This is a genomic window from Rhodococcus sp. MEB064 (assembly GCF_000834565.1).
Lineage (GTDB): Bacteria > Actinomycetota > Actinomycetes > Mycobacteriales > Mycobacteriaceae > Rhodococcoides.
In genome coordinates this window covers 144,402-168,751 of sequence record NZ_JXQS01000008.1, presented here as the reverse complement: position 1 = coordinate 168,751, position 24,350 = coordinate 144,402, and the positions used below count along the sequence as shown (strand labels likewise).

Below are 24,350 nucleotides of genomic sequence, written 5' to 3'. Positions count from 1 at the left end.
CCTACTGGGCGAGCGACCGAGCCTCGAGCGCGGCGGACAAACCGTCACGCCACGGACGCAGCGGGGTGAGCCCCGCATCGCTCCACGCCACGGGCGACAACACCGAGTACGCGGGCCTGCGCGCGGGCCGGACATACCGGTCGCTGCCGCAGGGACGGATTCTCTCGGGATCTGCTCCCACACCGGTGAACGCCGCACGCGCGAGGTCGAACCACGACGCAGTTCCCGCATTGGTCGCGTGCAGGATCGGGGGGAGATCCGATCGTCCCGCGGCCTCGAGGAGCGCGTCCGCGAGGTCGGCCGAGTAGGTGGGCGATCCCACCTGGTCGTCGACGACGTCGAGCGTGTCGCGCTCACGCTCGAGGCGGAGCATCGTCGCGACGAAGTCGGATCCCGTGCCGGTGTAGACCCACGCCGTCCGGACGACGGTCGCGGTGGGCAGCGCGGCGAGTACGGCGCGCTCCCCCGCCAGTTTGGTGCGGCCGTAGGCCGTCGTGGGCCCGGTGGCATCGGTCGGTTCGTACGGAGTGGAGGCCGCGCCGGCGAAGACGTAGTCGGTGGACACGTGGAGGAGTCGGGCTCCGACCTCCGCACAGCGTTCGGCCAGCAGTCGCGGGCCGATCTCGTTGAGCAGAGCTGCCCGGTCCTCCTCGGATTCGGCAGCATCCACCGCCGTGTGTGCGGCGCAGTTGACGACGACACTTCCCGGTGTCACGGCCGCCGCGATCGACGAGGGGTCGGTGATGTCGAGCTCGGCCGAGCCGTATCCCCGGACCTCGGCGCCCGCACGACCGACCACGTCGGCTCGGGCAAGGATCTGCCTGCCCAGCTGTCCCCCGGCCCCCGTGATCACGATTCGGGTGCCCGACTCTGCGTCTCTACTCACAGCGATCGAGTGTGGCACGCCGTGTCCGCTTGCGCCGGGCACGGCGATGCTGCCGTTAGCCTGTGAAGCGTGACGGATTCTGTGACGGGCCCCGGGACACCGCGCGATCCGTACAGCTCCCGGACATCGCGCGGTGCCGAGCGACGACCCCGCAGCGCATCCGATTCCCGCAGGAATGCCGATCCCCGCAGGTCCTCCGATCCCCGCAGAACCTCGGATCCCCGCAGGACGTCGGAACCCCGCAGCGAACGCGGGCGACGCCACGAGCGCGTTCCCACCAGTCATCGACCGACGAAGCCGCCGAGGTCGGGAGCCGCGGCGGCCGGCTCGTCGCGTGCCGGTCGCATCGCCGTGGCGTTGTTCTCGGCGGGCGCGCTGCTGGTGACGGGCGTCGCCTGGCAGAGCATCGACTCGCTGCGCAGCAATCTGGCGACGGTGTCGAATCTGGGTCTGGGCAACGGCGCCGACGGAGCGGTCGACATCCTGCTCGTCGGCACGGACAGCCGCACGGACGCACACGGGAACGCTCTGTCCCAGGGGGAACTGGACTCCCTGAGGGCCGGCGACGAGGTGGCGAACAACACCGACACGATCATCCTGATCCGAGTGCCGAACGACGGCTCCTCGGCGTCCGCCATCTCGATTCCGCGCGACTCCTACGTCGCGGTGCCGGGTATCGGCGACAGCAAGATCAACGCGGCGTACGGCGCCACCAAGGAAGAGAAGCGTCTCGAACTGGTGGAGAGCGGCGTTCCCGACGCGGAAGCCGACAGCGAGTCGACGCTGGCCGGGCGGAAGGCACTCATCGACTCGGTCGCCGGTCTGACCGGGGTCACCGTCGACCACTACGCGGAGGTGGGCCTGCTGGGATTCGTGCTGCTGACCGACGCGGTGGGCGGAGTCGACGTCTGCCTGAACGCTCCGGTGGACGAGCCCCTGTCCGGCGCTCGGTTCGCGGCCGGTCAGCAGACATTGTCCGGCGCCGACGCGTTGAGCTTCGTCCGCCAGCGGCACGATCTTCCGCGCGGCGATCTCGACAGGATCGTTCGCCAGCAGGTGTTCATGGCGTCGCTGGTCCGCAAGGTGTTGAGTGCCAGGACGCTGAGCAACCCCGGCACTCTGGGACAACTCGGGTCTGCCGTGCAGCGGTCGGTCACCATCGACGACGACTGGGATGTCCTGGACTTCGCCACCAAGCTGCAGGACGTTGCCGGCGGCGCGGTGACGTTCGACACGATCCCCGTCGCGGACATCAACGGTGTCACCGACTACGGCGAGTCCATCGTCGCGGTGAACCCGGTCGAGGTGCAGGCGTGGGTGCGAGGCCTGATCGGCGACGCGGCTCCGCCCGAGAGCACCACGACCACGCCGAGCATTCCCGACATCGATGCCTCGTCCGTGACGGTCGACGTGGCGAACGACAGCGGTGTCGACGGCTTGGCGTCGTCGGTGTCGGACACGCTGAGCTCCGAGGGATTCGTCGCCGGACAGGTCGGCAACAACGAGGGCGACAGTGTGACCGAGACAACGGTGTACGCCGGGTCGTCCGACGGTGACGCCGCGACGGCCGTCGCGGCGCGAGTGGGTGCCGACACCACGGCGACGGACGACTCCCTTCCTGCCGGCACGGTCCGAGTGGTGCTGGCGTCCGGCTACACGCCGTCGAGTTCCGGTGAGCCGTCTGCCCTGCCGGGTGTGTCCCCGGCAGGGGACACGGCCACTCCGGCACCCGCGGCGGCGAACCCGATCGACGCCGGTGCCGCCGGCCCTCAGTGCGTGAACTGACCGAGTCACTAGAGTCGACGGCATGTCTCAGATGCCGTCCCCGGGCCGCGGTGCGACCCTCACCGATCACCTGCTCGCGCCGATCCTCGCAGCCGACGCTGCCGGTCCTTGCATCACGTACTACGACGACTCGACCGGGGAACGCATCGAACTGTCGGCCGTCACCCTGGCGAACTGGGCGGCCAAGACCGCGAACCTTCTCCGCGACGAACTGGGCGTCTCGCCCGGCGACGTTGTCAGCGTCGCCCTACCCGCACACTGGCAGACCGCATCGGTGCTGCTGGGGGCATGGTGGGCCGGCGCCGACGTCGTCCTGGGATCCGATCCCGACGCGGCCGTCGCGCTGGTGACCGCCTCCGGGGTGGACGCTGCCGACGCGCGCGAGGTCGCTGCGCTGTCCCTCGATCCCTTCGGTCGGCCGATCGACGGCCTGCCTCTCGGTGTCACCGACTACGCGACGTCCGTCCGCGTGCACGGTGACCAGTTCGTTCCGGCGGGTTCGGGTCCTGCGCTGCACGGCCGTTCCGTCGAGGACGTCCTCGCGGATGCACACGGCCGGGCAGGCGCCCGGGGACTCACTGCCGAGGACCGCGTGTTGGCGACGGGCACCTGGGACGACCCCGAGGGTCTGATCGACGGGCTGCTGGCGGTGCTCGCCGCGGGTGCCTCGTTGGTTCAGGTGACGGCGCTGGACCCGGCCGCGTTGGATCGCCGCGTCGCCACGGAGAAGGTCACGACCGTCGCCGGGTGAGGTAGCCGCCGTCGCCCAGCCCGGCCTCGATCTCGAAGCGATTCGCCGCTCCGGGGTGACGGAACTCCTCACGCAGATATCGGACGACGAACGACACGCCGTAACGCGCCCACTGGTCGGCGTGCACCGACTCGTGAGTCAGCATGGCGCGGCGTCGGCCCGGATCCCGCAACACGGTGCCGGTCAGGAACGCTGCGCCGACGCAGGTTCCGCCGCGTGCGAAGCCCCACCTCATGCCCTCGCACACCAGGAGGGACGACGGTTCGTCCAGACTGATTCTCGCTCCCCACAGACGCGCCCAACCAAGCGCGAGCCAGGTGACCGCCGTGACCTGACGACTCCCCCGTGACACCGTCCGCACCGACGGTCGAGGAGGCGTCACAGCGCCGTCACCGCCATACCCAGCGCGCAGGCTCCGACGGAGAGCCCCGCTGTGGCGGAGACGGAGACGAGGGCCGCGCGGGTACGGCCGTCCTGCACCAGACGTACCGCGTTGACCATCGCCGTGGAGAACGTCGTGAAGCCGCCGCAGAAGCCGGTCCCGACGATCGTGGTGAGCGTGTCGGGGGCACCTCGGAACAGGACCAGGCCGGCCAGCACGCCGAGCGCTGCCGACCCGGACACGTTGATCAGCGGAACGGCGAGGGGGACGCCTCGCCACCGCGTGCCGACCATCGATTCGACGACGACGCGCGTCACGGCTCCCACGGCGCCCGCGGCCGTGACGGTCAGGAGCAGAGCGAGAGACGTCATCGCTGCTCCCCTAGTCGAGAGAGTCTGTGGCCCACAATGATTCCGACGAACACCGCGCACACACCGACCGACAGCGAGATCAGCACGTACAACGCGGCCAGTACGGGAGCGTCGGCACGTACGGAGGTCACCGTCTCGAGCGCGAGGGTGGAGTACGTCGTGAAAGCCCCGCAGAAGCCGCTGCCCACCAGCAGCCTGATGCGCCGACGGACACCAGTGTCCGGGCCGGCGCCGATCAACGCCTGCAGGAGCATTCCGAGCACGACGGCGCCGACGATGTTCACGGTAAAGGTGGCCCAGGGCCATTCGCCGGCGGCCGTGGGCCATCCGCGCTCCACGCCGAATCGCGCCGCGGTTCCCGCCGCACCGCCGAGGAGGACGAGACCGAGCGCGCCGACATCTCGGTGCACGGGCCGCGTCGTCACTCGAGAAGCGACCGTCGCAGCGCGTCGTCCTTCTGCAGGACCATCTGCTCGAGTCCTCGCTGGAACTCCGACATACGTTCGCGCAGAACGGGATCGGCCGCTCCCAGAATGCGTACGGCGAGAAGGCCCGCGTTGCGCGCGCCGCCGATGGACACGGTGGCCACCGGGACACCGGCCGGCATCTGCACGATCGACAGCAGGGAATCCATGCCGTCCAGGTACTTCAGCGGAACCGGGACACCGATCACCGGCAGGGGCGTTGCCGATGCCACCATGCCGGGCAGATGTGCGGCCCCGCCGGCGCCGGCGATGATCACCTGGATGCCCCGCCCCGACGCCTCCCGCGCGTAGTCGAGCATGCGCTGCGGGGTGCGGTGGGCCGAGACGACACCGACCTCGAATCGAACCCCGAACTCGGCGACGGCTTCGGCGGCCGCCTCCATCACCGGCCAGTCGGAGTCGCTGCCCATGATGATGCCGACGCGAACGGCAGTGCTCTCAGCCATGATGCGGATCCCATCCGTCGGTCCAGATACCGTGCGACAGCCAGTGCGCGGCGCGTTCGGCGCGTTCGCGCACCTCCGCCACGTGCTCGGCACTGCTCGCCGACCCGGTGATCGGGCCGACGATGTTCACGTGACCGATCTTGCGGTCCTTGCGCTCACCCTTGTCGTAGAGGTGAACCTTGGCGTCGGGCATACGGGCGAAGAGATGGTGCACGCGCTCGTCCATCGACGACGTCGGCTGCTCCGGCGCACCCAGCACGTTGGCCATGACGGTCACCGGCGCCAGGGGCGCGCAGTCGCCCAACGGGTAGTCCAACACCGCCCTGAGGTGCTGCTCGAACTGTGAGGTCCGCGCGCCGTCCTGGGTCCAGTGGCCGGAGTTGTGAGGCCGCATCGCCAGTTCGTTGATCGACAGCGTGCCGTCGACCTTCTCGAACATCTCCACCGCCATGACGCCCACGACGCCCAGCTGTGAGGCGACCGTCAAGGCGATGTGTTCGGCCTCGGCCGCCAGATCGTCGGACAGGCCCGGAGCGGGCGCGATCACGACGGCGCACTGTCCGGACCGCTGCACGGTCTCGACCACCGGCCATGTGGCGCCCTGCCCGAACGGGGATCGCGCGACCATCGCGGACAGTTCCCGTGCCATCTCCACGCGTTGCTCCACCATCAGCGGAACCCCGGCTGCGAGTTGCTCGGAGACCACGGCCTCTGCGTCCTGCGCCGTGTCGGGCATCCAGACACCGCGGCCGTCGTACCCGCCCCGGATCGCCTTGATCACGATGCGCCAGTTCTGCGCCTCCCCGAACGCCACGACGTCCTCGACCGACGTCACCTGGGCGAAATCGGGAACGGGCAAGCCGAGCTCACGGAGTCGTGTGCGCATGCGCAACTTGTCCTGAGCGAAGATCAACGCGTCGGGCGGCGGTTGGACGTTGATTCCCTCGGAGACGAGGACGTCGAGGTGTTCCGTTGGAACGTGCTCGTGATCGAAGGTCAGCGCGTCGGCACCCGCTGCGACGGCGCGCAGCGCCGCGAGATCCGTGTGCTCACCGATCACGACGTCGGCGCTGACCCGCGCCGCGGGCTCATCGGGGCCGGCGGACAGCACGCGCAGGGTCTGGCCGAGTTCGATAGCGGCCTGATGCGTCATGCGCGCCAGCTGACCTCCACCGATCATCGCTACCACCGGCATTCTCGTCGTGCGGTCCCGTGGGGGGTCCTCGCGCGGCGGTTGCACGGTGATGTCCGAATTCGGCGAATCCTCTGCTGTCACGGCGTACATGGTGTCACGAGTCCGATTAGTGTTTGTGCACTGCTCTTCGTAAAGTGACTGACCGTGCCTCTGATCGACCGTGTGGTTGCCGGTATCCCGCAGCCTTTCCGGAACATGGCTCTCCGCCATTCGGAGCTGATCAAGTTCGCCATCGTCGGTGCGACCACGATGGTGTTCGACCTCGTCATCTTCTACTCGCTGAGCCTGACCGTCCTCGAGTCGAAGCCCGTGGTCGCGAAGATCTTCTCCGGCGTCATGGCCACGATCCTGAGCTACATCCTCAACCGTGAGTGGTCGTTCAAGAACCGCGGCGGGCGCGAACGCCACCACGAAGCCCTGCTGTTCTTCACCATCAGCGGTATCGGCGTCATCCTGGCGGCGGCGCCGCTCTGGATCGCGAACAATGTCTTCGACGTCCGCGAGGGTCAGGCCAGCCTGACCGCGCTCATCATCATCGACTTCGTGCTGAACTACGTCATCGGCAATCTGCTGCAGATGGTCTTCCGTTTCTGGGCCCTGCGCCGGTTCGCATTTCCGGACGAGAACGGGCGCGGCATCATCGCCAACCCGCTCGATCCCCCGGACGAGGATCCCGACACCGTCGACCCGGACGACGAGCAGACCCAGTTCCTCGGCCACAGCTGACGCGGAGACGCTGCCTCTAGCGCGGCTCGGCCACTCCGGACATGACGACCTGCGCGTCCCGCGCCGCGGGAAGGAAGACAGCGAACAGAGCCGGACGTCGTCGTTGAAGTTCGAGTCGCCCGCCGTCCGCTTCCACCAGGGCGCGGGCGAGCGCGAGTCCGACGCCGGTGGACCCGGCCCCGGAGAATCCGCGATCGAAGATGTGCGGTGCCAGAGTGTCGCTGACGCCCGACCCTTCGTCGGCGACCTCGACGCACACGGACGGACGCGCTCCGTCCCGCGAGGCGGCCCTGCCCTCCCCCACGAGCCGCACCGAGACGACGCACCGTCCGTCGCCGTGATCGAGAGCGTTGTGCACCAGAACCGAGACCGCTTCCCGCAGACGTGAACCGGTCACCATCGCCGTCACCGCGGAATCTCCGCTGAGCACGATGTCTCGATGGGCCTCGGCGAACGGGCGTCGCCAATCGTCGATCACCGGCTCGAGTTCACCGCGCACTCGCACGGTCGACGCATCGGCGGCGCCGTCGCTTCGGGACGAGCGCACCAGGTCGTCGATCGCGGTGGTCAACCGATCCACCTGCGCCATCGCCTCGTTGGCCTCGGTCACCACCTCCGGGTCGGGATGTTCCGACAGTTCGTCGAGTCTCAGCCGTACGGCCGTCAACCGACTGCGCAACTGGTGGGAGACGTCGGCGACCAACGAGTGCTCACGCTGCAGCCGACCCACGATCTCCACCGACGCCGAGTCGAGAACGTCGGAGACGCGATCGAGTTCGGCGATGCCGTATCGCGTCGGGTCCGTCCGGAAGTCGCCCTCCGCGAGTCGCGCGGCTCGACCCGCGACGTGCAGAAGTGGGTTCGCGAGCCTGCGGGCGGTGAGGACGGCGACGACGGTTCCCGACGCGATGGAGGCCAGAACGACGAGGGCCACGGCACCGACTGCCTGCTTCTGCGCGGTCCGCATCTGCGCGGACGGCACCTCGAGCAGCAGCGACCCGGAGGTTCCCATCGACAGCGACTCCTCGATCGGGTCCTCGACGGAGGGAACCCCGATGTCCATCCGCGACGCCGGGTTCTCCGGTGTGGGGTACACAACGACGAGTCGGCCACCCATCGGGACGACCAGCCTCAGTGACGCCGTGTCCAGTCCGCCGTCGACGCGGCCGTCGCCACCCTCCTGGTCGATGATCTCCGACGCCATGCGCTCGAGGCGGGTCCGCAGATCCCCGCGGGTGAAGTCCTCGACCCACAACCAGGCGGTGTACGTCAGCGGGATCCCGAGCAACATTCCCGTGAGGATGACGACCGCGAGGATCGACTGCAGGATGCGACGCCTCATGCGCGGCCGTCAGTCCGTGTTGATTCGGAAGCCGACACCGCGCACCGTGGCGATGCGACGCTCGGCAACCGTGCCCTCGTCGCCGATCTTCCGTCGCAGCCACGACATGTGCATGTCGAGGGTCTTGGAACCGCGCAGTTCCACATCTCCCCACACCTCCCGCAGGATGGTCTCGCGGGAGACCACCTGCCCGGCGTGGTCGAGAAGAATCTTGAGCAGCTCGTACTCCTTGTTGGCCAGCGGTATCTCGTGACCGTCCAGGAGGACACGGCGGGCGGCGGGTTCGAGTCGCAGTCCACCGACCTCGATCACCCCGTCCTCCGACGCGGGACCTCGTCGGCGCAACAGTGCGCGGACACGCGCCATCAGCTCGGCGACGCGGAACGGTTTGCTGACGTAGTCGTCGGCACCGGCGTCGAGTCCGACGACGAAGTCCACTTCGTCGGTCCGCGCGGTGAGCATGAGAACGGCCAGGTCCGACCGGGTCGCGCGGATCTGACGGCACACTTCGAGGCCGTCCATTCCGGGCAGACCCAGATCGAGGATCAGCAGGTCGAACGACCCCTGCAGGGCGCGTTCGAGAGCAGCGGGTCCGGTCTGCTCGACCGTCACCGTGTACCCCTCACGGCCCAGGGCACGGGACAGCGGTGTCGCGATGGCTTCATCGTCTTCGGCGAGCAGTACTTCGGTCACCGGACCACCCTACGTAGTGCGCGCCGGGCCGAAGTTCTCTCCGTCGTCGTACCCGCCGTGATTCTGGGCGTCGAAGACCTGGTGGTAGAGCAACGAGTGCACCCGCTCGACGTCGGGAATGTCGTCGAACTCGAGGGGGTCGTCGGAACTGGCGACGATGACCAGAGTGCCCGTCTTGAGCATTCTGTCCACGAGACCGTGCCGGAACTGGACGTTGGACACCCGTCGGACGGGGATGTCGATGCCGGAATGGGACAGGATGCCCTGGCGAACCAGGACCCGGCGGTCGGTGACGACGAAGTGGGTCGATTTCCACCGCAGCACCGGTGTGAGTGTCCGCCACACGATCACGGCCGCCCAGAGCGCGAGCAGCGCCAGCAGTGCGGCGGTCCGAGCAGTGGACTCCAGCGACCGTTCGAGCACGCCGGCGCCGAAGCCCGCCAGGGTGGTGATCACCAGGAACGTCAGCACCGGTAGCACCAACATCTTCCAGTGCGGGTGACGGTGGAGGACGAGTTCTTCCTCGTGCCCCAGCGCGTCCTGAGGGAAAGCCATCGGTCCTCCTTCGTTGTCGTCCGTGTCAGGCCGGGTCGTCGACGGCCCGGAGGTGGGTCACGTCGCCCGCCGATACGGCGACAGGCGTGGAATCACCCGACTCCGGCACCACGACGATGCGGCCGTGCCGATCGATGTCCGTGGCACGTCCCAGCAACTCGACGTCGCCGGGCATGCTCACCCGTACGCGGCGGCCGAGGGTATCGCACCGGGTCCGGTACAGATCGGCGAGTGGTGCGGTGTCCCACCCCGTGTCCCGCCACTCGTCCATGGCCGACCCCATGGCCCGCAGGAACGCACGCACCAGCGTGCTGCGGTCGATCACGGTGGCGCCCGCGAGCTGCAAGGACGTCGCCGTGGGCACCGGCAGCTCGGACTCGGTGAGACTGACGTTGATGCCCACACCCGACACGGCCGTCACGACAGGGTGGGTCGACGCGACCTCCACCAGGATGCCGGCGACCTTGCCCCCGCGACGCCGGGTGTCCCCGGAGGCCGCAACCGAGGTGTCGTCCTCGCGAATCAGGACGTCGTTGGGCCACTTCAGAACCGCATCCACCTCGGAGACGGATCGAACGACGTCCACGACCACGATTCCGGTGAGCAGGGGCAACCATCCCACGGACTCGGGGGCGATCCCGGGCAGTTTCAGCAGCGCCGACACGATGACCTGCGAACCCGCGGGCGCGGTGAAGGACCTCGAGTGACGGCCCCGACCGTGGTCCTGGACGTCGGCGATCAGCGCGGTGCGGTCGGCCGCGGTGGCTGACGCTGCCAGCAGGTCCGCGTTGGTGGACCCGGTGCGCCCGACGACGTCGACTCGCGACCACGACCCGCGCGGACCGTCGACGAGTGCGCGGCTGATGGCGCGCGCGTCGAGCGGAGGCCTGTCCAGGTTTTCCCACATGGGGCGAGCATAGAGAGGCACTCTCACGCCCACCCGCCGCGAAGTCTCACGAGCAGCACACGACGAGCCGAGGCGACCCCTCCCGCATTCCGGGGCGAGACGTCGATACAGTGCTGGTCTATGACGAGTGTTCAGGATGCGTCCGCGCAGGAATCAGTGGCTCGGGAAGAGACGGGGGCTGCCGCTCCCGACATCCACACCACTGCCGGAAAGCTGGCCGAGCTCGCCGCACGCCAGGCCCAGGCCGAGCAGCCCATGGGCGAAGCAGCTGTGGAGAAGGTGCACGCCAAGGGCAAGCTCACCGCCCGCGAACGCATCACCGCCCTGCTCGACGAGGGCTCGTTCGTCGAACTCGACGCCCTCGCCCGCCACCGCTCCGTCAACTTCGGCCTCGCCGACAACCGCCCCTTCGGCGACGGCGTCGTCACCGGCTACGGCACCGTCGACGGCCGCGACATCTGCGTGTTCTCCCAGGACGCCACCGTCTTCGGCGGCAGCCTCGGCGAGATCTACGGCGAGAAGATCGTCAAGGTCATGGACCTCGCCCTCAAGACCGGACGCCCCCTCGTCGGCATCAACGAGGGCGCCGGTGCCCGCATCCAGGAAGGCGTCGTCTCCCTCGGCCTCTACGGCGAGATCTTCCACCGCAACGTCCGCATGTCCGGCGTCGTCCCCCAGATCTCCCTGATCATGGGACCCGCCGCCGGCGGACACGTCTACTCCCCGGCGCTGACCGACTTCGTCGTCATGGTCGACAAGACCTCCCAGATGTTCGTCACCGGACCCGACGTCATCAAGACCGTCACCGGCGAGAACGTCACCATGGAAGACCTCGGCGGCGCCCACACCCACATGGAGAAGTCCGGCGTCGCCCACTACGTCGCCTCCGGCGAACAGGACGCCCTCGACTACGTCCGCGACCTCCTCGGCTACCTCCCCTCCAACAACCAGGCCACACCGCCCCGCATGGCACCCTCGGACCCCATCGACGGCGCCATCGCCGACAACCTCACCGCCGAGGACCTCGAACTCGACACCCTGATCCCGGACTCGCCGAACACCCCGTACGACATGCACGAGGTCATCCGCCGCATCCTCGACGACGACGAGTTCCTCGAGGTGCAGGAAGGGCGGGCCCGCAACATCATCGTCGGGTTCGGCCGCGTCGACGGGCGCAGCGTCGGCATCGTCGCCAACCAGCCCACCGCGTTCGCCGGCACCCTCGACATCGACGCCTCCGAGAAGGCCGCCCGGTTCGTGCGCACCTGCGACTGCTTCAACATCCCGATCATCACCCTCGTCGACGTCCCCGGCTTCCTGCCCGGCACCGACCAGGAGTTCAACGGCATCATCCGCCGCGGCGCGAAACTGCTCTACGCCTACGGCGAGGCCACCGTCGGCAAGATCACCGTCATCACCCGCAAGGCCTACGGCGGCGCCTACGACGTCATGGGGTCCAAGCACATGGGCGCCGACCTCAACCTCGCCTGGCCCACCGCCCAGATCGCCGTCATGGGCGCCTCCGGCGCCGTCGGCTTCGTCTACCGCAAGCGACTCCTCGAAGCAGCCAAGAACGGTGACGACGTCGACGCGCTGCGTCTCGAGCTGCAGAACGAGTACGAGGACACCCTTGTCAACCCGTACGTCGCCGCCGAACGCGGCTACGTCGACGCCGTCATCCCCCCGAGCCACACCCGAGGACAGATCGTCACCGCACTGCGCCTACTCGAACGCAAGATGGTCACCCTGCCCCCGAAGAAGCACGGCAACATCCCGCTCTGATGCCACGGGTTCCGCCGACGCTCACCAGAACGAGTGGTCCAGCGACCATCGGGTGAGCTCGGCGGATACCAGTGCGCGGACCGTGTCGGTATCGCCCGCGTAGTCCGGGTGGATGCCGAACACGGTGACGGTGACCTTGTCGCCGTATTCCACGGCCCATGCCGCAATGGCGGGTCCCTGCTGTCGACGCTCGGCGGCGTCTCGACCCTGCATGATCGCGCGGATGGCGAAGGATTCGGCGACCTGGTCGCCGAGTTCCAGTGCGCTCTGCGGAGCCGAGCCCAGGTTGCTCACCGTCGTGTCCGGACCCGGGACGGATGTCATCATCGTCCCCAGCACGCGGTCCGGCAGTAGTCGGGCCACCGGCTGCAGGTGTCGCTGAACGGAATCGTCCGCAGCAGCGTTGGCGGCGAACGCCGCTTTGCTCGACGCCCGGATCTCGCCGAGACCCCTCTCGGGTCCGATGGGACCGGGGACTCGGATCCACACGCCGCCCGACGCGTTGGCTCGCTCGTCTCCGTCGGTTCTGTTGCTCACCGCGATGCAGATGCGCGTGCCCTCCGGCCCCATCGGGTAGCCGGTCGACCGCAGGAGACCACCGAGGATCGCGGTGAAGAGACTGTTGGGCGTTCCGCCGAGGTCGGCTGCTCGTCGGGCCCACTGCGCGCGGTCGAGGTCGACCACTGCCAGCGTCGTCTCGGAATCACGTGGGCAGACGGTCGGCTCGGTCGTCGGCGAGGACGTCGGAACAGTGACCTCGGTCGCGGCGGATCGGTCGAGCAGCGACTGTCGAAGTGCCGACGCACCCGCGCGTACAGCGGCTCGCCCGATGACCGCGAGCGAGGTGAGCACGGCAGGAACCTGGGCACCGACGTCACGCACGTCGTCGCGCACCCCTCTCCATCCCGATACGTCCTCCGCGTCGGGAAGCAAGGACCGCGCGCGACCAGTCCTCGCCGCGTCGAGTGCCGCGTACACCGCCTGGCCATCGGCGATCATGTGCGACACCAGCAGGGCCATCACGAAGCGACCCGACGTCGTGTGCGCGCACTCGACGGTGAACCCTCGGCCGGCTCTCGGATCGAGATCGACCGCCCGGAGGCGCTCATCCATCCAGTCGCCCACAGCGGCGTCGTCGATGGTGCCCGGTTCGATGCGCAACGGAGCGGGCCGGCGGGCTCGTACCCAGCGGTCGTGAGCGAGCGGAACGGACGCAGCCTTCACCTTCCGATCGAACGACCCCGCCGCGAGCGCATCGACGAGCGTCGCCACGACGTCGGCTCCGGGGTCCGCGGGGAAGATCCACATGTACTGGATCGGGGCGGTCCACCCGAACAGCCGCTCCGCCAGCGCGTAGGACTCGTCGGCGCCGGCGACCCGATCCGCGACGAAATCACCAGAACTCATGCTGCACACCCCAATCCGTCAGCTCTCCGGACAACGCGACTGTGAGGGCCCGAGCCGAGCCGACACGCGATTCGTCGAATCCCGCCACCGCGAAGGTGGCCCGGCCGTCCGATTCCAGGTACCACGACTGAACTCCTTCTCCGAAGCGCCGGGTCCCGTCCGGATCGACGTGTTGGGCCGTGCCCCGGAACGCGACCTTCGACGCCGGCACCGAGCCGATGTCGAGGAGTCCGTCGGCACGTCCGAGGTTGGATGCGACTACATCCGGCATGCCGTTCTCCCCCGACATCACCAGTGCGGTGACCACCGACAGCGGCAAGATCTGCAGCAGCGGCTGCAGGTGGATCATGGCGGGTCGACGACCGGCGGACAACGCGGCGAACGCGTCGCGGCACAGTCCTCGGATGTGCGTGAGGTCTCCGCCCGCGACAGGCCGCTCGGTCAACACGATCGACACACCGCCGGTCGCGTTCGCGCGATCGTCGCCGGTGTCTCGGCGCAGGCTCATGGGTATGCCGACTTTCACCGGCAGCCCGTCGTCGGCGTAGCCGGTGGAGTAGAGCGCGCCTGCGACGACCGCCACGAACAACGAGTTCCGAGTTCCACCGTGCCGGTGCGCTGCCGCATCCCACGAGTCCAGGTCGACCGTGACGGTGGCCCAGGCGGGTTCTGCGCGAGGCGCCCTGACGTGCGCGGGTGTGCGCGTGATCGGCGGTGTCGCAGTATCTTCGGTGAGACGGTCGTCGGTGAGACAGTCGTCGGTGGGACGGCTCCCACCGGGGCGCAGTGCGGCGACCACCGCGCGGCCGACACCCCCGGCCGCACCGACGATCTGGCCCACGGCGTCGACGACGTCGTCGACCACGAGCGGCAACCGGCGGGCCTGCGGCGACGAGCTCTCGCGTCCGGTGATCGACACGCCCGCCGACACTGCCGCCGCCGTCATGGATCGACCGTCCGCCACCAGATGCAGACAGGTCAGTGACAGGGCCGTGCCGCCGGATCGAGTGCGCACCGACCGGACTGCCCAGCACCGTCCCTCCTCGGCATCGAGGTCCACCGTCTCGAGTTCCCGACGTGCCCACGCCTCGACGGCGTCGTCATCGATCGGCTCGTCGTCGACCCGTGCAGCGGGAGTGACGGGCGAGCGTTCCCACCTCGGCCTGGCCAGTGGTACCCGTGACCGGACGATCCTCCGATGGAGTGGGCCGTCGGACAACACGGAGACGACAGCGTGAATATCGTCTTCCGGCAACCCCTGCGGCCACGTCCACACGAGTTGGAGCACGACGTCCCACCCGAACGCCTCGGACAGGAACCAGTAGGTGAAGTCCTGGTCCTGGAGTCTGGTCATGTCGAGGCTCCGGACTGCGCCTCGGTACGGCGGGTGGCCGACTCCACGAGGTCCGCAGCGCGCGCCGCGGCGACCTCCGGCGGGATCATGGCGTCCGACAGGGCGCGTGCTGCTTCCTGTGCGTCCGGCGAGAGAGCTACGCGCAGAGCACGATCCATCGTGTCGGCCGTGACGGACGACGCGGGAAGAGTGGCGCCGCACGACTGTTCGACGATGCGACGCCCCCAGAACGGTTGATCCGAGGCCACCGAGCACACGACGGTGGGCTTGCCGGCGCGGATGCCGGCGGCCGTACTCCCGGCGCCGCCGTGATGGATTACCGCTCGGCACCGTGGGAACACCGCCTCGTGGTCCAGCGAGCCGCCGACCAGCAGGTGTCCCCCGTCGTCCGTCCAGCCCGCGTCGTCGGAGAAGCCGCCCGCGTCGTTCCATCCGACGCTGACGAGCGCCCGGACTCCCGAGCGATCGCATGCCTGTCGGACGGCCGCGACCATCGCTGCGGGATCTTTCACGGGCATCGACCCGAACCCCACGTATACGGGCGGCGGACCGGCAGCGAGCCAGGTCTCGAGTTCCGCCGTCACGGTGCCGGGGTCGGCGGTCGCACGGAGCGCGGACGGCATGTCCAGGAATCCTGCGAAGGGCCTCGTCTGCGCCCAGTCACGCTGCAGGTCCGGGCAGAAGGCGGGGTCGTAGGCCTGGATCTCTATCGCCCCGTACTCCGCCATCCGACGCGGCAGAGGTGTCGACACGGTTCCGAGGCCGAGTCCGCGGCGCAGCACGTTCTCCCGATGGCACGTTGCCGCCCACAGCGCTGTGTCGACGACGGACCACGCGAGGGGTGTCACGACGCGCGGCAGGGATTCCGCACCGGGAATCGGCGAGTACCGCGAGTTCGACCGCACCGGTGCGTGATGCACCGCGACCAGCCCGGCGCCGAACCGCTGCGCGAGCGGCAACGCGATCTGCTCGGTAGTGATACCGGTCAGCAGGACGTCGGGCCGAACGGAGTCCATCACGTCGGTCAGCTCCCGCACCATCTGATCCCACCCGAAGTTCCACAATCGGGCGACCGCCCGTGCGCGGTCGGCCACGGACCCCTGCGAGACGCCGTGACGGACCAGGTCCGAGTTCATGTGTTCACGGGTGTCGTACCCGAACGGGACTGTCTCGAGACCTGCTCCGCGTGCGAAGGAGACGAGGTTGGGAGGGACGGCCATCACCACTGCGTGACCGCGCAGGGCGAGTTCCGCCCCGAGCACCACGGCGGGCTGGACATCGCCCCTGGTGCCGCTGACGGCCATCACGATCTGCACTGCGCGACCCCCTCGATCATCGATCTCGTCACGGCGTTCTCGGCGGACATGACCGGCAGATGAACACGTCGACAATGGTTGGCGCACTCCACGGCGCGCTTGTTCGATTCCATTCGTAGCCCATGTGGGCGAGTCTGGGTAACCGACCGGTTTTCGTACCGACCACAGGATCGCACGGCTGCTCCGATCCTGCGTCACAAGTGTCGCGACATCCCTATTGGTATGTCCGACAGCCGTATTGCGTGAACCGCGAGGTCACGGTGCCGTACGTCCGTGCCATGTCCTCACCGACGCATCCGCAACTCGGAGAAGGAGACACTCGTCACCCTCGCCTGCAACTGTGGGGTGCGACGTCACGATTGGCGAGGTCCCCACATCTCTGCAATGGTCGTCCCCAGACAGTTCGCGAAGGTCATGATGTGTCGCCGAGATGCGGAGGGGGGCGCGAGAGATGAAGTTGACATTGGCCTTCCACGGAAGCAGAGGAGACGTCCAGCCCGGTATCGCACTGGGTGTGGAACTCGAAAGACGAGGCCACGACGTGGTTCTCGCCGTACCGCCCAACATGGTCGAGTTCGCGTCACGCTCGGGGCTCGACGCCCGGCCCTGCGGAGTGGACACCGCGCAACTCCTCGCGTCGCCTGTGGTCGAGCGGGACATGAACTCGCGCAACCCGATCCGTCGACTCGCCGCGATCACGGAGATGACCGTCGGCGGAGGTCGTCTCGCCCGTCGGCAACTGCTCACGTACACAGAGGATTCCGCGGCGATCATCGGCGGAAGCGTCGGGCAGGAAAGTGCGCTCGACGTGGCCGATCTCCGCGGCGTCCCGTACGTACCGGTGCATTTCTGCCCGGTGCGTCGTAACGGCAGCGTCTCGATCCTCCCCCTCCCCCGGTGGAGTCCTCCGTGGATGCACCGTGCCGGCTGGACGGCGCTGGACCGCATCCTGCGACTGGCGTCTCGACGCGCCGACAACCGACTTCGACGCGAACTCGGGCTCGCTCCGATGTCGACCAGCATCGCTGTCGGACTGGCACGTTCGGGTGTGACCGAAATACAGGCCTACGACGCCGAACTGTTCCCCGGCCTCGACAGCGAGTGGGGATCTCGTCGTCCGCTCACAGGATTTCTCGGGCCCGACGAGGCCACCCGGCGTGCGATGGACGACGGTAGGGAGCCCCTGCCCGAAGATCTCCGAGCCTGGCTGCGGTCGGGACCCGCACCCGTGTACGTCGGCTTCGGCAGTATGTCCGTACCCGGCGGCCCCGCCACCGTGGACACGATCGTCTCGGCGGTGCGCCGCGCAGGACGCCGTGTCGTGATCGCCGGAGGCTGGGCCGACATCGGCTCGCGCGAGTCGGCGGACGTCGTGACCATCGGAAGCGTCGACCACACGGCCCTGTTTCCCCTGTGCGAGGCCGTCGTTCATCACGGTGGAGCCGGGTCGACCGCAGCCGGGCTCCGTGCGGGCCGACCCACGCTGGTGTGCCACGTAGGCGCGGACCAGCCGATGTGGGGACGGCGTGTCGTCGCGGCCGGTGTGGGTGCCGCCGTCCCCGCGTCGGCCATCACCGACACCCGACTCGATGCAGCGCTGACCGTTGTTCTCGACCCTCGGACACGCGACACCGCAACGACTCTGGCCACGAGGTTGGTCCCCGCGGCCGACGCGGTGGACCGGTGCGCCGATCTGGTCGACCATGCCACCGCCCACACACCACGATTGCGAGTGACCTGACATGCCGAGGGCCACCTACTCCTCCCCGGGCGACGGCGACGCCGTGCCCATGTTCAGCCGGTCTCTCTCCGTGGTCGTACCGGCGTTCGACGAGGCCGACTGCATCGGCCTGTGCCTCGACCTGCTGTGCGAGCAACTGGACTGCATCACCGAGATCATCGTCGTCGACAACAATTCGACGGACGACACCGGAGACATCGTCAAGCGTCGTGCAGCCGATCACCCCGAGATCCGCTACATGACGGAGACGCAGCAAGGACTGGTGTTCGCGCGCAACGCCGGGCTCGACGCCGCGTCCGGGGACATCGTCGCCCGCATCGACGCGGACACCCGGGTTCCCCCGGACTGGGCGGCCACCGTTCTGGCCTTCTTCGAGGACGACATCGACGGCGCCTGGGCCGCAGCCTGTGGTCGCGGCGAGGCGTACGACCTGCCCTACGGCGACGCCGCAGCACGGCTGAAGAGTCGACTGTCCCCGTTGGCGCGACGCACACCGTCGACGCCCGAGGTACGGGACGTACCGGTCCTCTACGGCTCCAACATGATTCTGCGTCAGGAGACGTGGAAGGCGATTCGCGACGGCGTGTCCCTGCGACGCGACGTCTTCGAGGATGTCGACATGGGGCTGTGCGTCCAGGAGACAGGAGGGCGCAATGCCTTCCTGCCGTCGATCACTGTCGGTGTGTCGCCGCGACGCATGGAATCGGGAATGCGGTCCTTCGTCCGCTACATGGCCTGTCTGCCCAGAACCCTGCTCCTGCACCGCCGATATTCGCTGGCGCTGGGTGCGCTGACTCTCTACGTCCCGGCCGTGTCCGTTCTGCATGCCTGTCGCCTGATCATGATCCGCGCCTACGACAAGGACACCGGAACCTTCTCGCCGGCCGGCGTCCTGCGGCCGCGCGTCGATCGCGCGATGCCCTGACGCGAGCGTCATCTCGACCCGAACGGATGTGAGACGACCATGAAGTTCACCGAACTCGCCGACTACCCGCTTCCGCGTGGAGTGGTCACCGAATGGATCCCGGCCGTCACGTCGGCCGATCGCTGGAGCGAGGACCACCGCCCGCTCGCCTATACGCACGAGGAGCATTGCCGACACAGCCTGGCCAAAGCGGCCACCGGCACGTCGGAGGACGTCGGCGCGTCGTGGATCGGTGCGGTGTTCGAGATCCACGAGCGCTACGACCCCGTCCTGCTGCGACGTGCGCTGACGACGTGGACCTCGCGACACGAAACCTTCCGCTCGACCGTGTCCGCGGACGGTACCGAGTCCGACGGGTCGGTCCGGCTGAGCCGCTCGACCGTCGCGGCGGACGCCGTCGATGTGGTGCCGCGAGTCGTCGGACGACGGCGCTCGGGCTCCGATGTCCACGACCACGTGGTGTCCTTCTTCGGGCGCACTCTCTCGCCCTTCCGCTGGCCCCACTGCCTCGTCGCAACGGTCGACGACATCCTCGTCACCGACGAGCCGGGCGAGAAGTTCCTGCTCGTCTTCGGTGCCGACCACTCGGTCATGGATGCCTACTCGATGCTGCTGGCGGTCAGCGAGCTACGACGACTCTACGAATTCGAGGTGCACGGTCGGGATCCACGACTGGCCGAGACCGCGAGCCATGTCGACTTCAGTGTGCTGGACCGTCGGACGGGCGACGGCCTCACCGTCGACCACGAGGTCGTGCAGACGTGGTCGTCCTTCCTCGGCGAGACCGGGTTTCCGCGCTTCCCGCTCGATGTCTCGACCGACCGACCCTGCGCTGCACGCCAGAGCAGTCTGTCGACGGACATACTGTCGGCGGATCTCACCGACGACCTGGCTCGGCGCAGCCGATCCGACGGCGCATCGATGACCGCAGCGCTCGTGGCAGCCATGACTCTCGCGACGCGCGATCTGACGGGCACCCGACGCCTGCGTTTCGCCATGCCGATGCACACTCGTTTCGAGCCGCGCTTCGCAGAGTCGATCGGGTGGTACGTCGGTGTGGTCCCTGTCGACGTCCACATCGACCCGCAGTCCGATTTCACCGATGCGCTGCACAGGGCCGTCGCCGGTCTGGATGCGGTGAAAGGCTATGCCCGACAGCCGTACTCGAAGGTAGCTCGACTGCTGGGCATCGATTCGGTGCCGCAGTTCGTGGTGTCCTACCTGGATCTGCGCCACACCCCCGATGCCGAGTCGTGGCCGTTGTGGAACACCCGCACCCTGCGCAGCGCCACCGCCTCACGCGACGAGGTGTACCTCTGGATCCTGCGAACACCGCGAGGGCTGAACGTCTCGGCGCGTTTTCCCGGACACGAGATCGCCGTCGACCGGGTACATGCGTTCGTCTCCCGGCTGCAGGCAGTGCTTCACGACGTCGTCGGAGCCGGACCGCTGGAGCGGACAGCGCCGCAGACCGTCGTCGAGAGCGTGCGCGCATGATCATCACCGCCTTGCGCAACTGGGCACCGCAACCGGGCACCCTGATCGAATGGCATCCGCATCCGGACGTCGTCCCGCTCGTGGAGGCAGCCGCCGCGGACCCGGTGCCCCCGTCGTTCCTGCAGGAGAACCATGTCCGCGGGGTGAAGAGCGCTGCGGATCGCGGCGCCGTCCACACCGCGTACCTCGGTTCGGCCACGGAGATCGCCGGCGACCTCGACATCGACGCCCTGACACGCGCTTTCGAGGCCTTCCTGGTGCGGCACGACGCCCTCCGGACCAGCTTCGACGTGTCGGACGGGTCCGTCGTCCGGCGCCGGGTTCCGCTCGACGCCGTCCGGCTGGAGGCTCGGACCGCGGGTAGTTTCGCCGAGCAGGAGGAGTTCCTCGACTACGTGCGCGCCCGGTTGTCCCGGGACGCCACTCCCCTGAGCTGGCCCGCGGTGGCCTTCGGCGCTGTGTCCCGCGCCGGCAGTTTCACCTTGTACTACGGCGCCGATCACGCGTTCTCCGACGGCGCGTCCCAGGTCATCGTCCTCTCGGAACTCGCGGACCTCTACCGTGCGGAGATCACCGGCACACCGGCCACCGACCTCTCAGCATGGACGGGGAGCTTCGTCGACTACGTCGGCATCGAGAACGACATCGCACGCGGTATCGGCCCGGACTCCCCGGAGATGGCGGAGTGGACCGATGTCGTCACCTCGCACGGCGGGTCGATGCCGTCGTTCCCTCTCGACCTGGGCTTGGCGCCGGGCGAGACCGCACCTGTCGAGCCGATCGAGATGGACCTGCTCGACGCCGAGGAAGCCGCAGCATTCGAGGACGTCTGCCGCGCCGCGGGTGGCAAGTTCGTCACCGGACTCTTCGCAGCCGTGGCCATCACCGACCACGAACTCGCGGGACGCGACGTCTACGCCGGTATCACCGTGCTGGGAACTCGGCACCTCGGCGACTTCGCCCTGTCGCAGGGATGGTTCTGCAACTTCGCACCCGTGACGTTCCCGGTGGTGGGGGCACCCGATTTCGACGCCGTGATCGGGCGGGCAGTGGAGGCGTACCGTCGTACCAAAGCCACGGCTGCAGCACCGATCGGACGTGTGCTGCAGCTCCTCGTGGAATCGGGAGCAGGAGGAGCCGGCGTGGCATCGAGTCCGCACCTGTTGTCCTACATCGACTTCCGATGGTTCCCCAGCCACGGGTCGGAGGCCGACCGCTCCGCGATCCTCTTCACCGGAGAAGGCCGCACCTCGAACGCCTCGATGTGGTTCAACCGAGACGAGCGTCACTTCTACCTCGGCTCGCAGACCCCCGCGACTCCGTTCGCGCAGGAGCAGGTCTCGCGCTACCACCACCATCTGCGGACAGTTCTGCGCACGATCGCCCGTGACGGCGCGTACGTCCTCGGCGAGACACGGGAGTCCGTCCAGTGCGGGTGATCGGCATCGACGACTGGTCGCCTCGACCGGGCACGGTCATGCAGTGGACCGTGCACGCCGCCGAGCCGCCGCGTCCCTCGGACGTTCCACCGTCCTTCAATCAGAGTGCCCACCTCGCCGACACCGAGGACGGAAGCACCTGGCTCGCAGCGGCTTTCGACGTGTTCGGCCCCGTCGACGTCGCCGCCCTCGAACGCGCGCTCGCCGCCCTGATCAGCCGTCACGAGTCGCTGCGAACCGGATTCGTGCGTACTCCCGACGGTATGTCCCGCGTCGTGCACGGCCGGGACGCCCTGGGACTGCTGCGCGGGACGGACGTCGCCGTCACCACGTCGACCCGAGCGCGCGAGGTCCTGCGGAGCGCGTCGAGAGAAGCGTGCGAACCGTTCTCGGCCCCCGCGTTCACGTTCGCCGCGATCGACAGGTCCGACACGTCGACCGTCGTCGCCGCGTTCGACCACGCCCACGTCGACGCGTACTCCCTTGCCGTCGTCATCGACGAGATCCGTCGTGTGTATCTCGGGGACACCGTGGACGACGCGGATCCCGGAAGCTTCGTCGACTACTGCCTGCTCGAATCCACCTCTGCCGCGGTCCGCCTCGATGATCCGCGGGTGGTGTCCTGGGTGGACTTCCTCCGCGCCCGCGGCGGCGCCCCACCTCAGTTCCCGCTGGATCTCGGCGTGCCGCCGGGAAGGACCGACCGCTGCGCCATCCGCGTGGACACGCTGATGTCGACGGACGAGGCCGCCTCGTTCGAAGCCTGCTGCCGGGACGAGGGCGCGAGCCTGTACGCCGGGGTGCTCTCCGCGATGGCGCACGCAGTGCGCGATCTGGGCGGCGGTTCGACACTGCCACTGCTCTTCCCGTTGCACACCCGCACGATCGACGCGTGGCGGTCCGCCGTCGGGTGGTTCGTCACCAACGCACCTCTCGACGTCGTCGTCGAGAACGACATGCTTGCCACCATCCGTCGGACCGGACCCGACCTACGCCGCGCGGTCGACCTGGGCGCTGTGCCGATCCCCCGCGTCGTCGAAGCCGCCGGTGGCCTGAACCGGCCTCGCAAGAACGTCTTCATGGTCTCGTACGTGGACTACCGACGGCTACCCGGCCACGAGGAGATGCGCGCGGTGGATGCCCATCACATCTCGAACGTGACGGTCGCCGACGACGCCCAGTTCTGGATCTCTCGGACCGTGGAGGGGATCGCTCTGCGATCGCGGTTCCCCGACAACCCGACGGCCTGCAGAACCGTCGAGAGCTTTCTGCGCGTCGTCCGCGAGCACATCGCGGCGTGCACCGCGAGCCTGCCCGCGCTGGCAGTGACATAAAGTCGGCACCGGACACGGACAGATCCCGAATCCGGACGACGCGAGGAGAACATCGGTGAGTGAAGCGGACGATCGGCCCGAGAACGACCGGCCCGTCACGGACGATGCGGTCGCTGCGCCGTTCCTGCGCGTCGAACGCGGCAACCCCACCGACGAGGATCTCGCGGCTTTGGTCGCCGTCCTGTCCGCCGCAGCCGCGGACAGCGGGCCCGCCGAGGTTCCCGTCCGGGACCACTGGGGTCGGCCGGAGACGATGCACCGGCCGGACACGGCCTTCTCGCCGTACGCCTTCGGTTCCGGAGTCCGCTGACCCCGATGGCCGTTCGTCTCGTTCTGGCCTCCCGATCCCCCGCACGGCTGGCCGTGCTGCGTGCTGCCGGCATGGACCCCGTCGTGCGTGTCTCCGATGTCGACGAGGATGCAGTCGCCGCCGCGCTTCCCGATTCCTCCCCGGACTCCGTCGTCGTCACCGAGCTCGCTGCTGCCAAGGCCGCTGTGATCGCCGACTCCCTGGACAGCGATCTCGCCGTCGGCACCGTCGTGATCGTCGGCTGCGATTCGATGCTGGCCATCGGCGGCGAGCTGGTCGGCAAACCCCACGACATCGAGGTCGCCCGACAACGCTGGGCGGTGATGGCGGGGAACAGCGGAAGCCTGCTGACAGGCCACTGCGTCCTGCGTGTCGACGACGGCGTGGTCACGGCCCGAAGCTCGGCGCACTGCTCCACCGTCGTGCACTTCTCGACTCCGGATCCGGCGGACCTCGAGGCATACCTGCACTCCGGTGAACCGATGACGGTCGCGGGGGCGTTCACACTCGACGGCCTCGGCGGGTGGTTCGTCGACGGCATCGAGGGCGATCCGTCGTCCGTGATCGGCATCGGCCTGCCCCTGGTCCGCAGGCTGCTCGCGGAGGTCGGCGTGTCCGTGGCCGAGCTCTGGGCCGCGACGCGGGCATCGGGCGACTGACACCCGACCGGCGCGCGACCTAGGATCGGAAGCGACACCCGGCCTCGGCCGACCATCGCTGA

Annotated in this window: 24 protein-coding genes; 11 read left to right on the top strand and 13 right to left on the bottom strand. The window is 68.6% G+C overall.

Annotation, left to right across the window (positions count from 1 at the left end; translation table 11 throughout):
* Position 1: 1 nt before the first annotated feature.
* Positions 2 to 886, bottom strand: a complete 885-nt coding sequence (gene rfbD / locus RU01_RS04065; RefSeq protein ID WP_042573216.1) for a dTDP-4-dehydrorhamnose reductase — start codon at positions 884 to 886, stop codon at positions 2 to 4.
* A gap of 351 nt (positions 887 to 1,237) precedes the next feature.
* On the opposite strand from rfbD, the gene RU01_RS04060 reads away from it, so the two are divergent.
* Complete coding sequence (locus RU01_RS04060; protein WP_042573215.1) at positions 1,238 to 2,671, top strand: LCP family protein; 1,434 nt, start codon at positions 1,238 to 1,240, stop codon at positions 2,669 to 2,671.
* A 22-nt stretch (positions 2,672 to 2,693) separates the two neighbouring features.
* Positions 2,694 to 3,422 carry a TIGR03089 family protein gene (locus RU01_RS04055; RefSeq protein WP_156148787.1) on the top strand — a complete coding sequence of 243 codons (729 nt, stop codon included), beginning with the start codon at positions 2,694 to 2,696 and terminating at the stop codon, positions 3,420 to 3,422.
* Here RU01_RS04055 and RU01_RS04050 read toward each other — a convergent pair.
* The 5 genes from RU01_RS04050 to RU01_RS04030 are packed head-to-tail and all read right to left on the bottom strand — an operon-like array spanning position 3,403 to position 6,391.
* Positions 3,403 to 3,804, bottom strand: a complete 402-nt coding sequence (locus tag RU01_RS04050; protein ID WP_231568591.1) for a hypothetical protein — start codon at positions 3,802 to 3,804, stop codon at positions 3,403 to 3,405. The two genes, RU01_RS04055 and RU01_RS04050, sit on opposite strands and share 20 nt — an antisense overlap.
* Positions 3,801 to 4,175, bottom strand: a complete 375-nt coding sequence (locus tag RU01_RS04045; protein ID WP_042573212.1) for a fluoride efflux transporter FluC — start codon at positions 4,173 to 4,175, stop codon at positions 3,801 to 3,803. Before RU01_RS04045 ends, RU01_RS04050 begins: the two co-directional genes overlap by 4 nt.
* Positions 4,172 to 4,600: a fluoride efflux transporter FluC gene (locus RU01_RS04040; RefSeq protein WP_042573211.1), complete on the bottom strand. Its 429-nt coding sequence runs from the start codon at positions 4,598 to 4,600 to the stop codon at positions 4,172 to 4,174. Before RU01_RS04040 ends, RU01_RS04045 begins: the two co-directional genes overlap by 4 nt.
* The gene (gene purE, locus RU01_RS04035) at positions 4,597 to 5,106 is read right to left on the bottom strand and encodes a 5-(carboxyamino)imidazole ribonucleotide mutase (RefSeq protein WP_042573210.1); all 510 of its coding nucleotides are present in this window, start codon (positions 5,104 to 5,106) and stop codon (positions 4,597 to 4,599) included. Before purE ends, RU01_RS04040 begins: the two co-directional genes overlap by 4 nt.
* Positions 5,099 to 6,391, bottom strand: a complete 1,293-nt coding sequence (locus RU01_RS04030) for a 5-(carboxyamino)imidazole ribonucleotide synthase (RefSeq protein ID WP_042573209.1) — start codon at positions 6,389 to 6,391, stop codon at positions 5,099 to 5,101. Before RU01_RS04030 ends, purE begins: the two co-directional genes overlap by 8 nt.
* A 54-nt stretch (positions 6,392 to 6,445) precedes the next feature.
* Here RU01_RS04030 and RU01_RS04025 point away from each other — a divergent pair, with 54 nt between their 5' ends.
* Positions 6,446 to 7,027: a GtrA family protein gene (locus RU01_RS04025; protein ID WP_042573208.1), complete on the top strand. Its 582-nt coding sequence runs from the start codon at positions 6,446 to 6,448 to the stop codon at positions 7,025 to 7,027.
* Between the two features lie 16 nt (positions 7,028 to 7,043).
* Here RU01_RS04025 and RU01_RS04020 read toward each other — a convergent pair whose 3' ends face one another.
* From RU01_RS04020 to RU01_RS04005, 4 genes are read right to left on the bottom strand one after another with little or no spacing between them, the layout of a single operon-like run.
* A complete protein-coding gene (locus RU01_RS04020; protein WP_042573207.1) occupies positions 7,044 to 8,369 on the bottom strand; it encodes a sensor histidine kinase in 1,326 nt (441 codons plus the stop codon).
* Between the two features lie 9 nt (positions 8,370 to 8,378).
* Positions 8,379 to 9,062, bottom strand: coding sequence for a response regulator transcription factor (locus RU01_RS04015; protein WP_042573206.1), 684 nt, complete (start codon positions 9,060 to 9,062; stop codon positions 8,379 to 8,381).
* Between the two features lie 9 nt (positions 9,063 to 9,071).
* Entirely contained in the window at positions 9,072 to 9,617 is a 546-nt protein-coding gene (locus tag RU01_RS04010; RefSeq protein ID WP_042573205.1) for a PH domain-containing protein, read from the bottom strand.
* Between the two features lie 25 nt (positions 9,618 to 9,642).
* The gene (locus tag RU01_RS04005; protein WP_042573204.1) at positions 9,643 to 10,524 is read right to left on the bottom strand and encodes a biotin--[acetyl-CoA-carboxylase] ligase; all 882 of its coding nucleotides are present in this window, start codon (positions 10,522 to 10,524) and stop codon (positions 9,643 to 9,645) included.
* Positions 10,525 to 10,644: 120 nt separating this feature from the next.
* Between RU01_RS04005 and RU01_RS04000 the strand changes: the two genes are divergently transcribed.
* Positions 10,645 to 12,306: an acyl-CoA carboxylase subunit beta gene (locus RU01_RS04000; protein WP_042573203.1), complete on the top strand. Its 1,662-nt coding sequence runs from the start codon at positions 10,645 to 10,647 to the stop codon at positions 12,304 to 12,306.
* Positions 12,307 to 12,327: 21 nt separating this feature from the next.
* Here RU01_RS04000 and RU01_RS03995 read toward each other — a convergent pair whose 3' ends face one another.
* Genes RU01_RS03995 through RU01_RS03985 form a run of 3 tightly spaced genes read right to left on the bottom strand, consistent with a single transcriptional unit; the run spans position 12,328 to position 16,383 of the window.
* Positions 12,328 to 13,713, bottom strand: coding sequence for a hypothetical protein (locus tag RU01_RS03995; protein ID WP_042573202.1), 1,386 nt, complete (start codon positions 13,711 to 13,713; stop codon positions 12,328 to 12,330).
* Positions 13,700 to 15,067, bottom strand: a complete 1,368-nt coding sequence (locus RU01_RS03990) for a hypothetical protein (RefSeq protein WP_042573201.1) — start codon at positions 15,065 to 15,067, stop codon at positions 13,700 to 13,702. Before RU01_RS03990 ends, RU01_RS03995 begins: the two co-directional genes overlap by 14 nt.
* Positions 15,064 to 16,383 carry a glycosyltransferase gene (locus tag RU01_RS03985; protein WP_042573200.1) on the bottom strand — a complete coding sequence of 440 codons (1,320 nt, stop codon included), beginning with the start codon at positions 16,381 to 16,383 and terminating at the stop codon, positions 15,064 to 15,066. The genes RU01_RS03990 and RU01_RS03985 overlap by 4 nt, the downstream gene beginning before the upstream one ends.
* 451 nt (positions 16,384 to 16,834) lie before the next feature.
* Between RU01_RS03985 and RU01_RS03980 the strand changes: the two genes are divergently transcribed.
* From RU01_RS03980 to RU01_RS03950, 7 genes are read left to right on the top strand one after another with little or no spacing between them, the layout of a single operon-like run.
* Entirely contained in the window at positions 16,835 to 18,124 is a 1,290-nt protein-coding gene (locus RU01_RS03980; protein WP_042573199.1) for a glycosyltransferase, read from the top strand.
* A 1-nt stretch (position 18,125) separates the two neighbouring features.
* Positions 18,126 to 19,049 carry a glycosyltransferase gene (locus RU01_RS03975; RefSeq protein ID WP_082042868.1) on the top strand — a complete coding sequence of 308 codons (924 nt, stop codon included), beginning with the start codon at positions 18,126 to 18,128 and terminating at the stop codon, positions 19,047 to 19,049.
* A 39-nt stretch (positions 19,050 to 19,088) separates the two neighbouring features.
* Positions 19,089 to 20,546 (top strand): condensation domain-containing protein, encoded by a 1,458-nt coding sequence (locus RU01_RS03970; RefSeq protein ID WP_042573198.1) that lies wholly within the window; start codon positions 19,089 to 19,091, stop codon positions 20,544 to 20,546.
* On the top strand, positions 20,543 to 21,985 hold the full coding sequence (locus RU01_RS03965) for a condensation domain-containing protein (RefSeq protein ID WP_042573197.1): 1,443 nt from the start codon (positions 20,543 to 20,545) through the stop codon (positions 21,983 to 21,985). The genes RU01_RS03970 and RU01_RS03965 overlap by 4 nt, the downstream gene beginning before the upstream one ends.
* Complete coding sequence (locus RU01_RS03960) at positions 21,982 to 23,319, top strand: condensation domain-containing protein (RefSeq protein ID WP_156148786.1); 1,338 nt, start codon at positions 21,982 to 21,984, stop codon at positions 23,317 to 23,319. Before RU01_RS03965 ends, RU01_RS03960 begins: the two co-directional genes overlap by 4 nt.
* Positions 23,320 to 23,374: 55 nt before the next feature.
* Positions 23,375 to 23,629: an acyl-CoA carboxylase subunit epsilon gene (locus RU01_RS03955; protein WP_052493113.1), complete on the top strand. Its 255-nt coding sequence runs from the start codon at positions 23,375 to 23,377 to the stop codon at positions 23,627 to 23,629.
* Between the two features lie 5 nt (positions 23,630 to 23,634).
* Entirely contained in the window at positions 23,635 to 24,288 is a 654-nt protein-coding gene (locus tag RU01_RS03950) for a Maf family protein (protein ID WP_042573194.1), read from the top strand.
* Positions 24,289 to 24,350 lie beyond the last annotated feature (62 nt).

Bases quoted from the DNA above. Each gene is read 5' to 3' on its own strand.
- RU01_RS04055 (WP_156148787.1), top strand. From the start codon at position 2,694: ATGTCTCAGATGCCGTCCCCGGGCCGCGGTGCGACCCTCACCGATCAC.
- RU01_RS04045 (WP_042573212.1), bottom strand. From the start codon at position 4,175: ATGACGTCTCTCGCTCTGCTCCTGACCGTCACGGCCGCGGGCGCCGTG.
- purE (WP_042573210.1), bottom strand. From the start codon at position 5,106: ATGGCTGAGAGCACTGCCGTTCGCGTCGGCATCATCATGGGCAGCGAC.
- RU01_RS04030 (WP_042573209.1), bottom strand. From the start codon at position 6,391: ATGTACGCCGTGACAGCAGAGGATTCGCCGAATTCGGACATCACCGTG.
- RU01_RS04020 (WP_042573207.1), bottom strand. From the start codon at position 8,369: ATGAGGCGTCGCATCCTGCAGTCGATCCTCGCGGTCGTCATCCTCACG.
- RU01_RS04010 (WP_042573205.1), bottom strand. From the start codon at position 9,617: ATGGCTTTCCCTCAGGACGCGCTGGGGCACGAGGAAGAACTCGTCCTC.
- RU01_RS04005 (WP_042573204.1), bottom strand. From the start codon at position 10,524: ATGTGGGAAAACCTGGACAGGCCTCCGCTCGACGCGCGCGCCATCAGC.
- RU01_RS04000 (WP_042573203.1), top strand. From the start codon at position 10,645: ATGACGAGTGTTCAGGATGCGTCCGCGCAGGAATCAGTGGCTCGGGAA.
- RU01_RS03995 (WP_042573202.1), bottom strand. From the start codon at position 13,713: ATGAGTTCTGGTGATTTCGTCGCGGATCGGGTCGCCGGCGCCGACGAG.
- RU01_RS03990 (WP_042573201.1), bottom strand. From the start codon at position 15,067: ATGACCAGACTCCAGGACCAGGACTTCACCTACTGGTTCCTGTCCGAG.
- RU01_RS03980 (WP_042573199.1), top strand. From the start codon at position 16,835: ATGAAGTTGACATTGGCCTTCCACGGAAGCAGAGGAGACGTCCAGCCC.
- RU01_RS03975 (WP_082042868.1), top strand. From the start codon at position 18,126: ATGCCGAGGGCCACCTACTCCTCCCCGGGCGACGGCGACGCCGTGCCC.
- RU01_RS03970 (WP_042573198.1), top strand. From the start codon at position 19,089: ATGAAGTTCACCGAACTCGCCGACTACCCGCTTCCGCGTGGAGTGGTC.
- RU01_RS03965 (WP_042573197.1), top strand. From the start codon at position 20,543: ATGATCATCACCGCCTTGCGCAACTGGGCACCGCAACCGGGCACCCTG.
- RU01_RS03950 (WP_042573194.1), top strand. From the start codon at position 23,635: ATGGCCGTTCGTCTCGTTCTGGCCTCCCGATCCCCCGCACGGCTGGCC.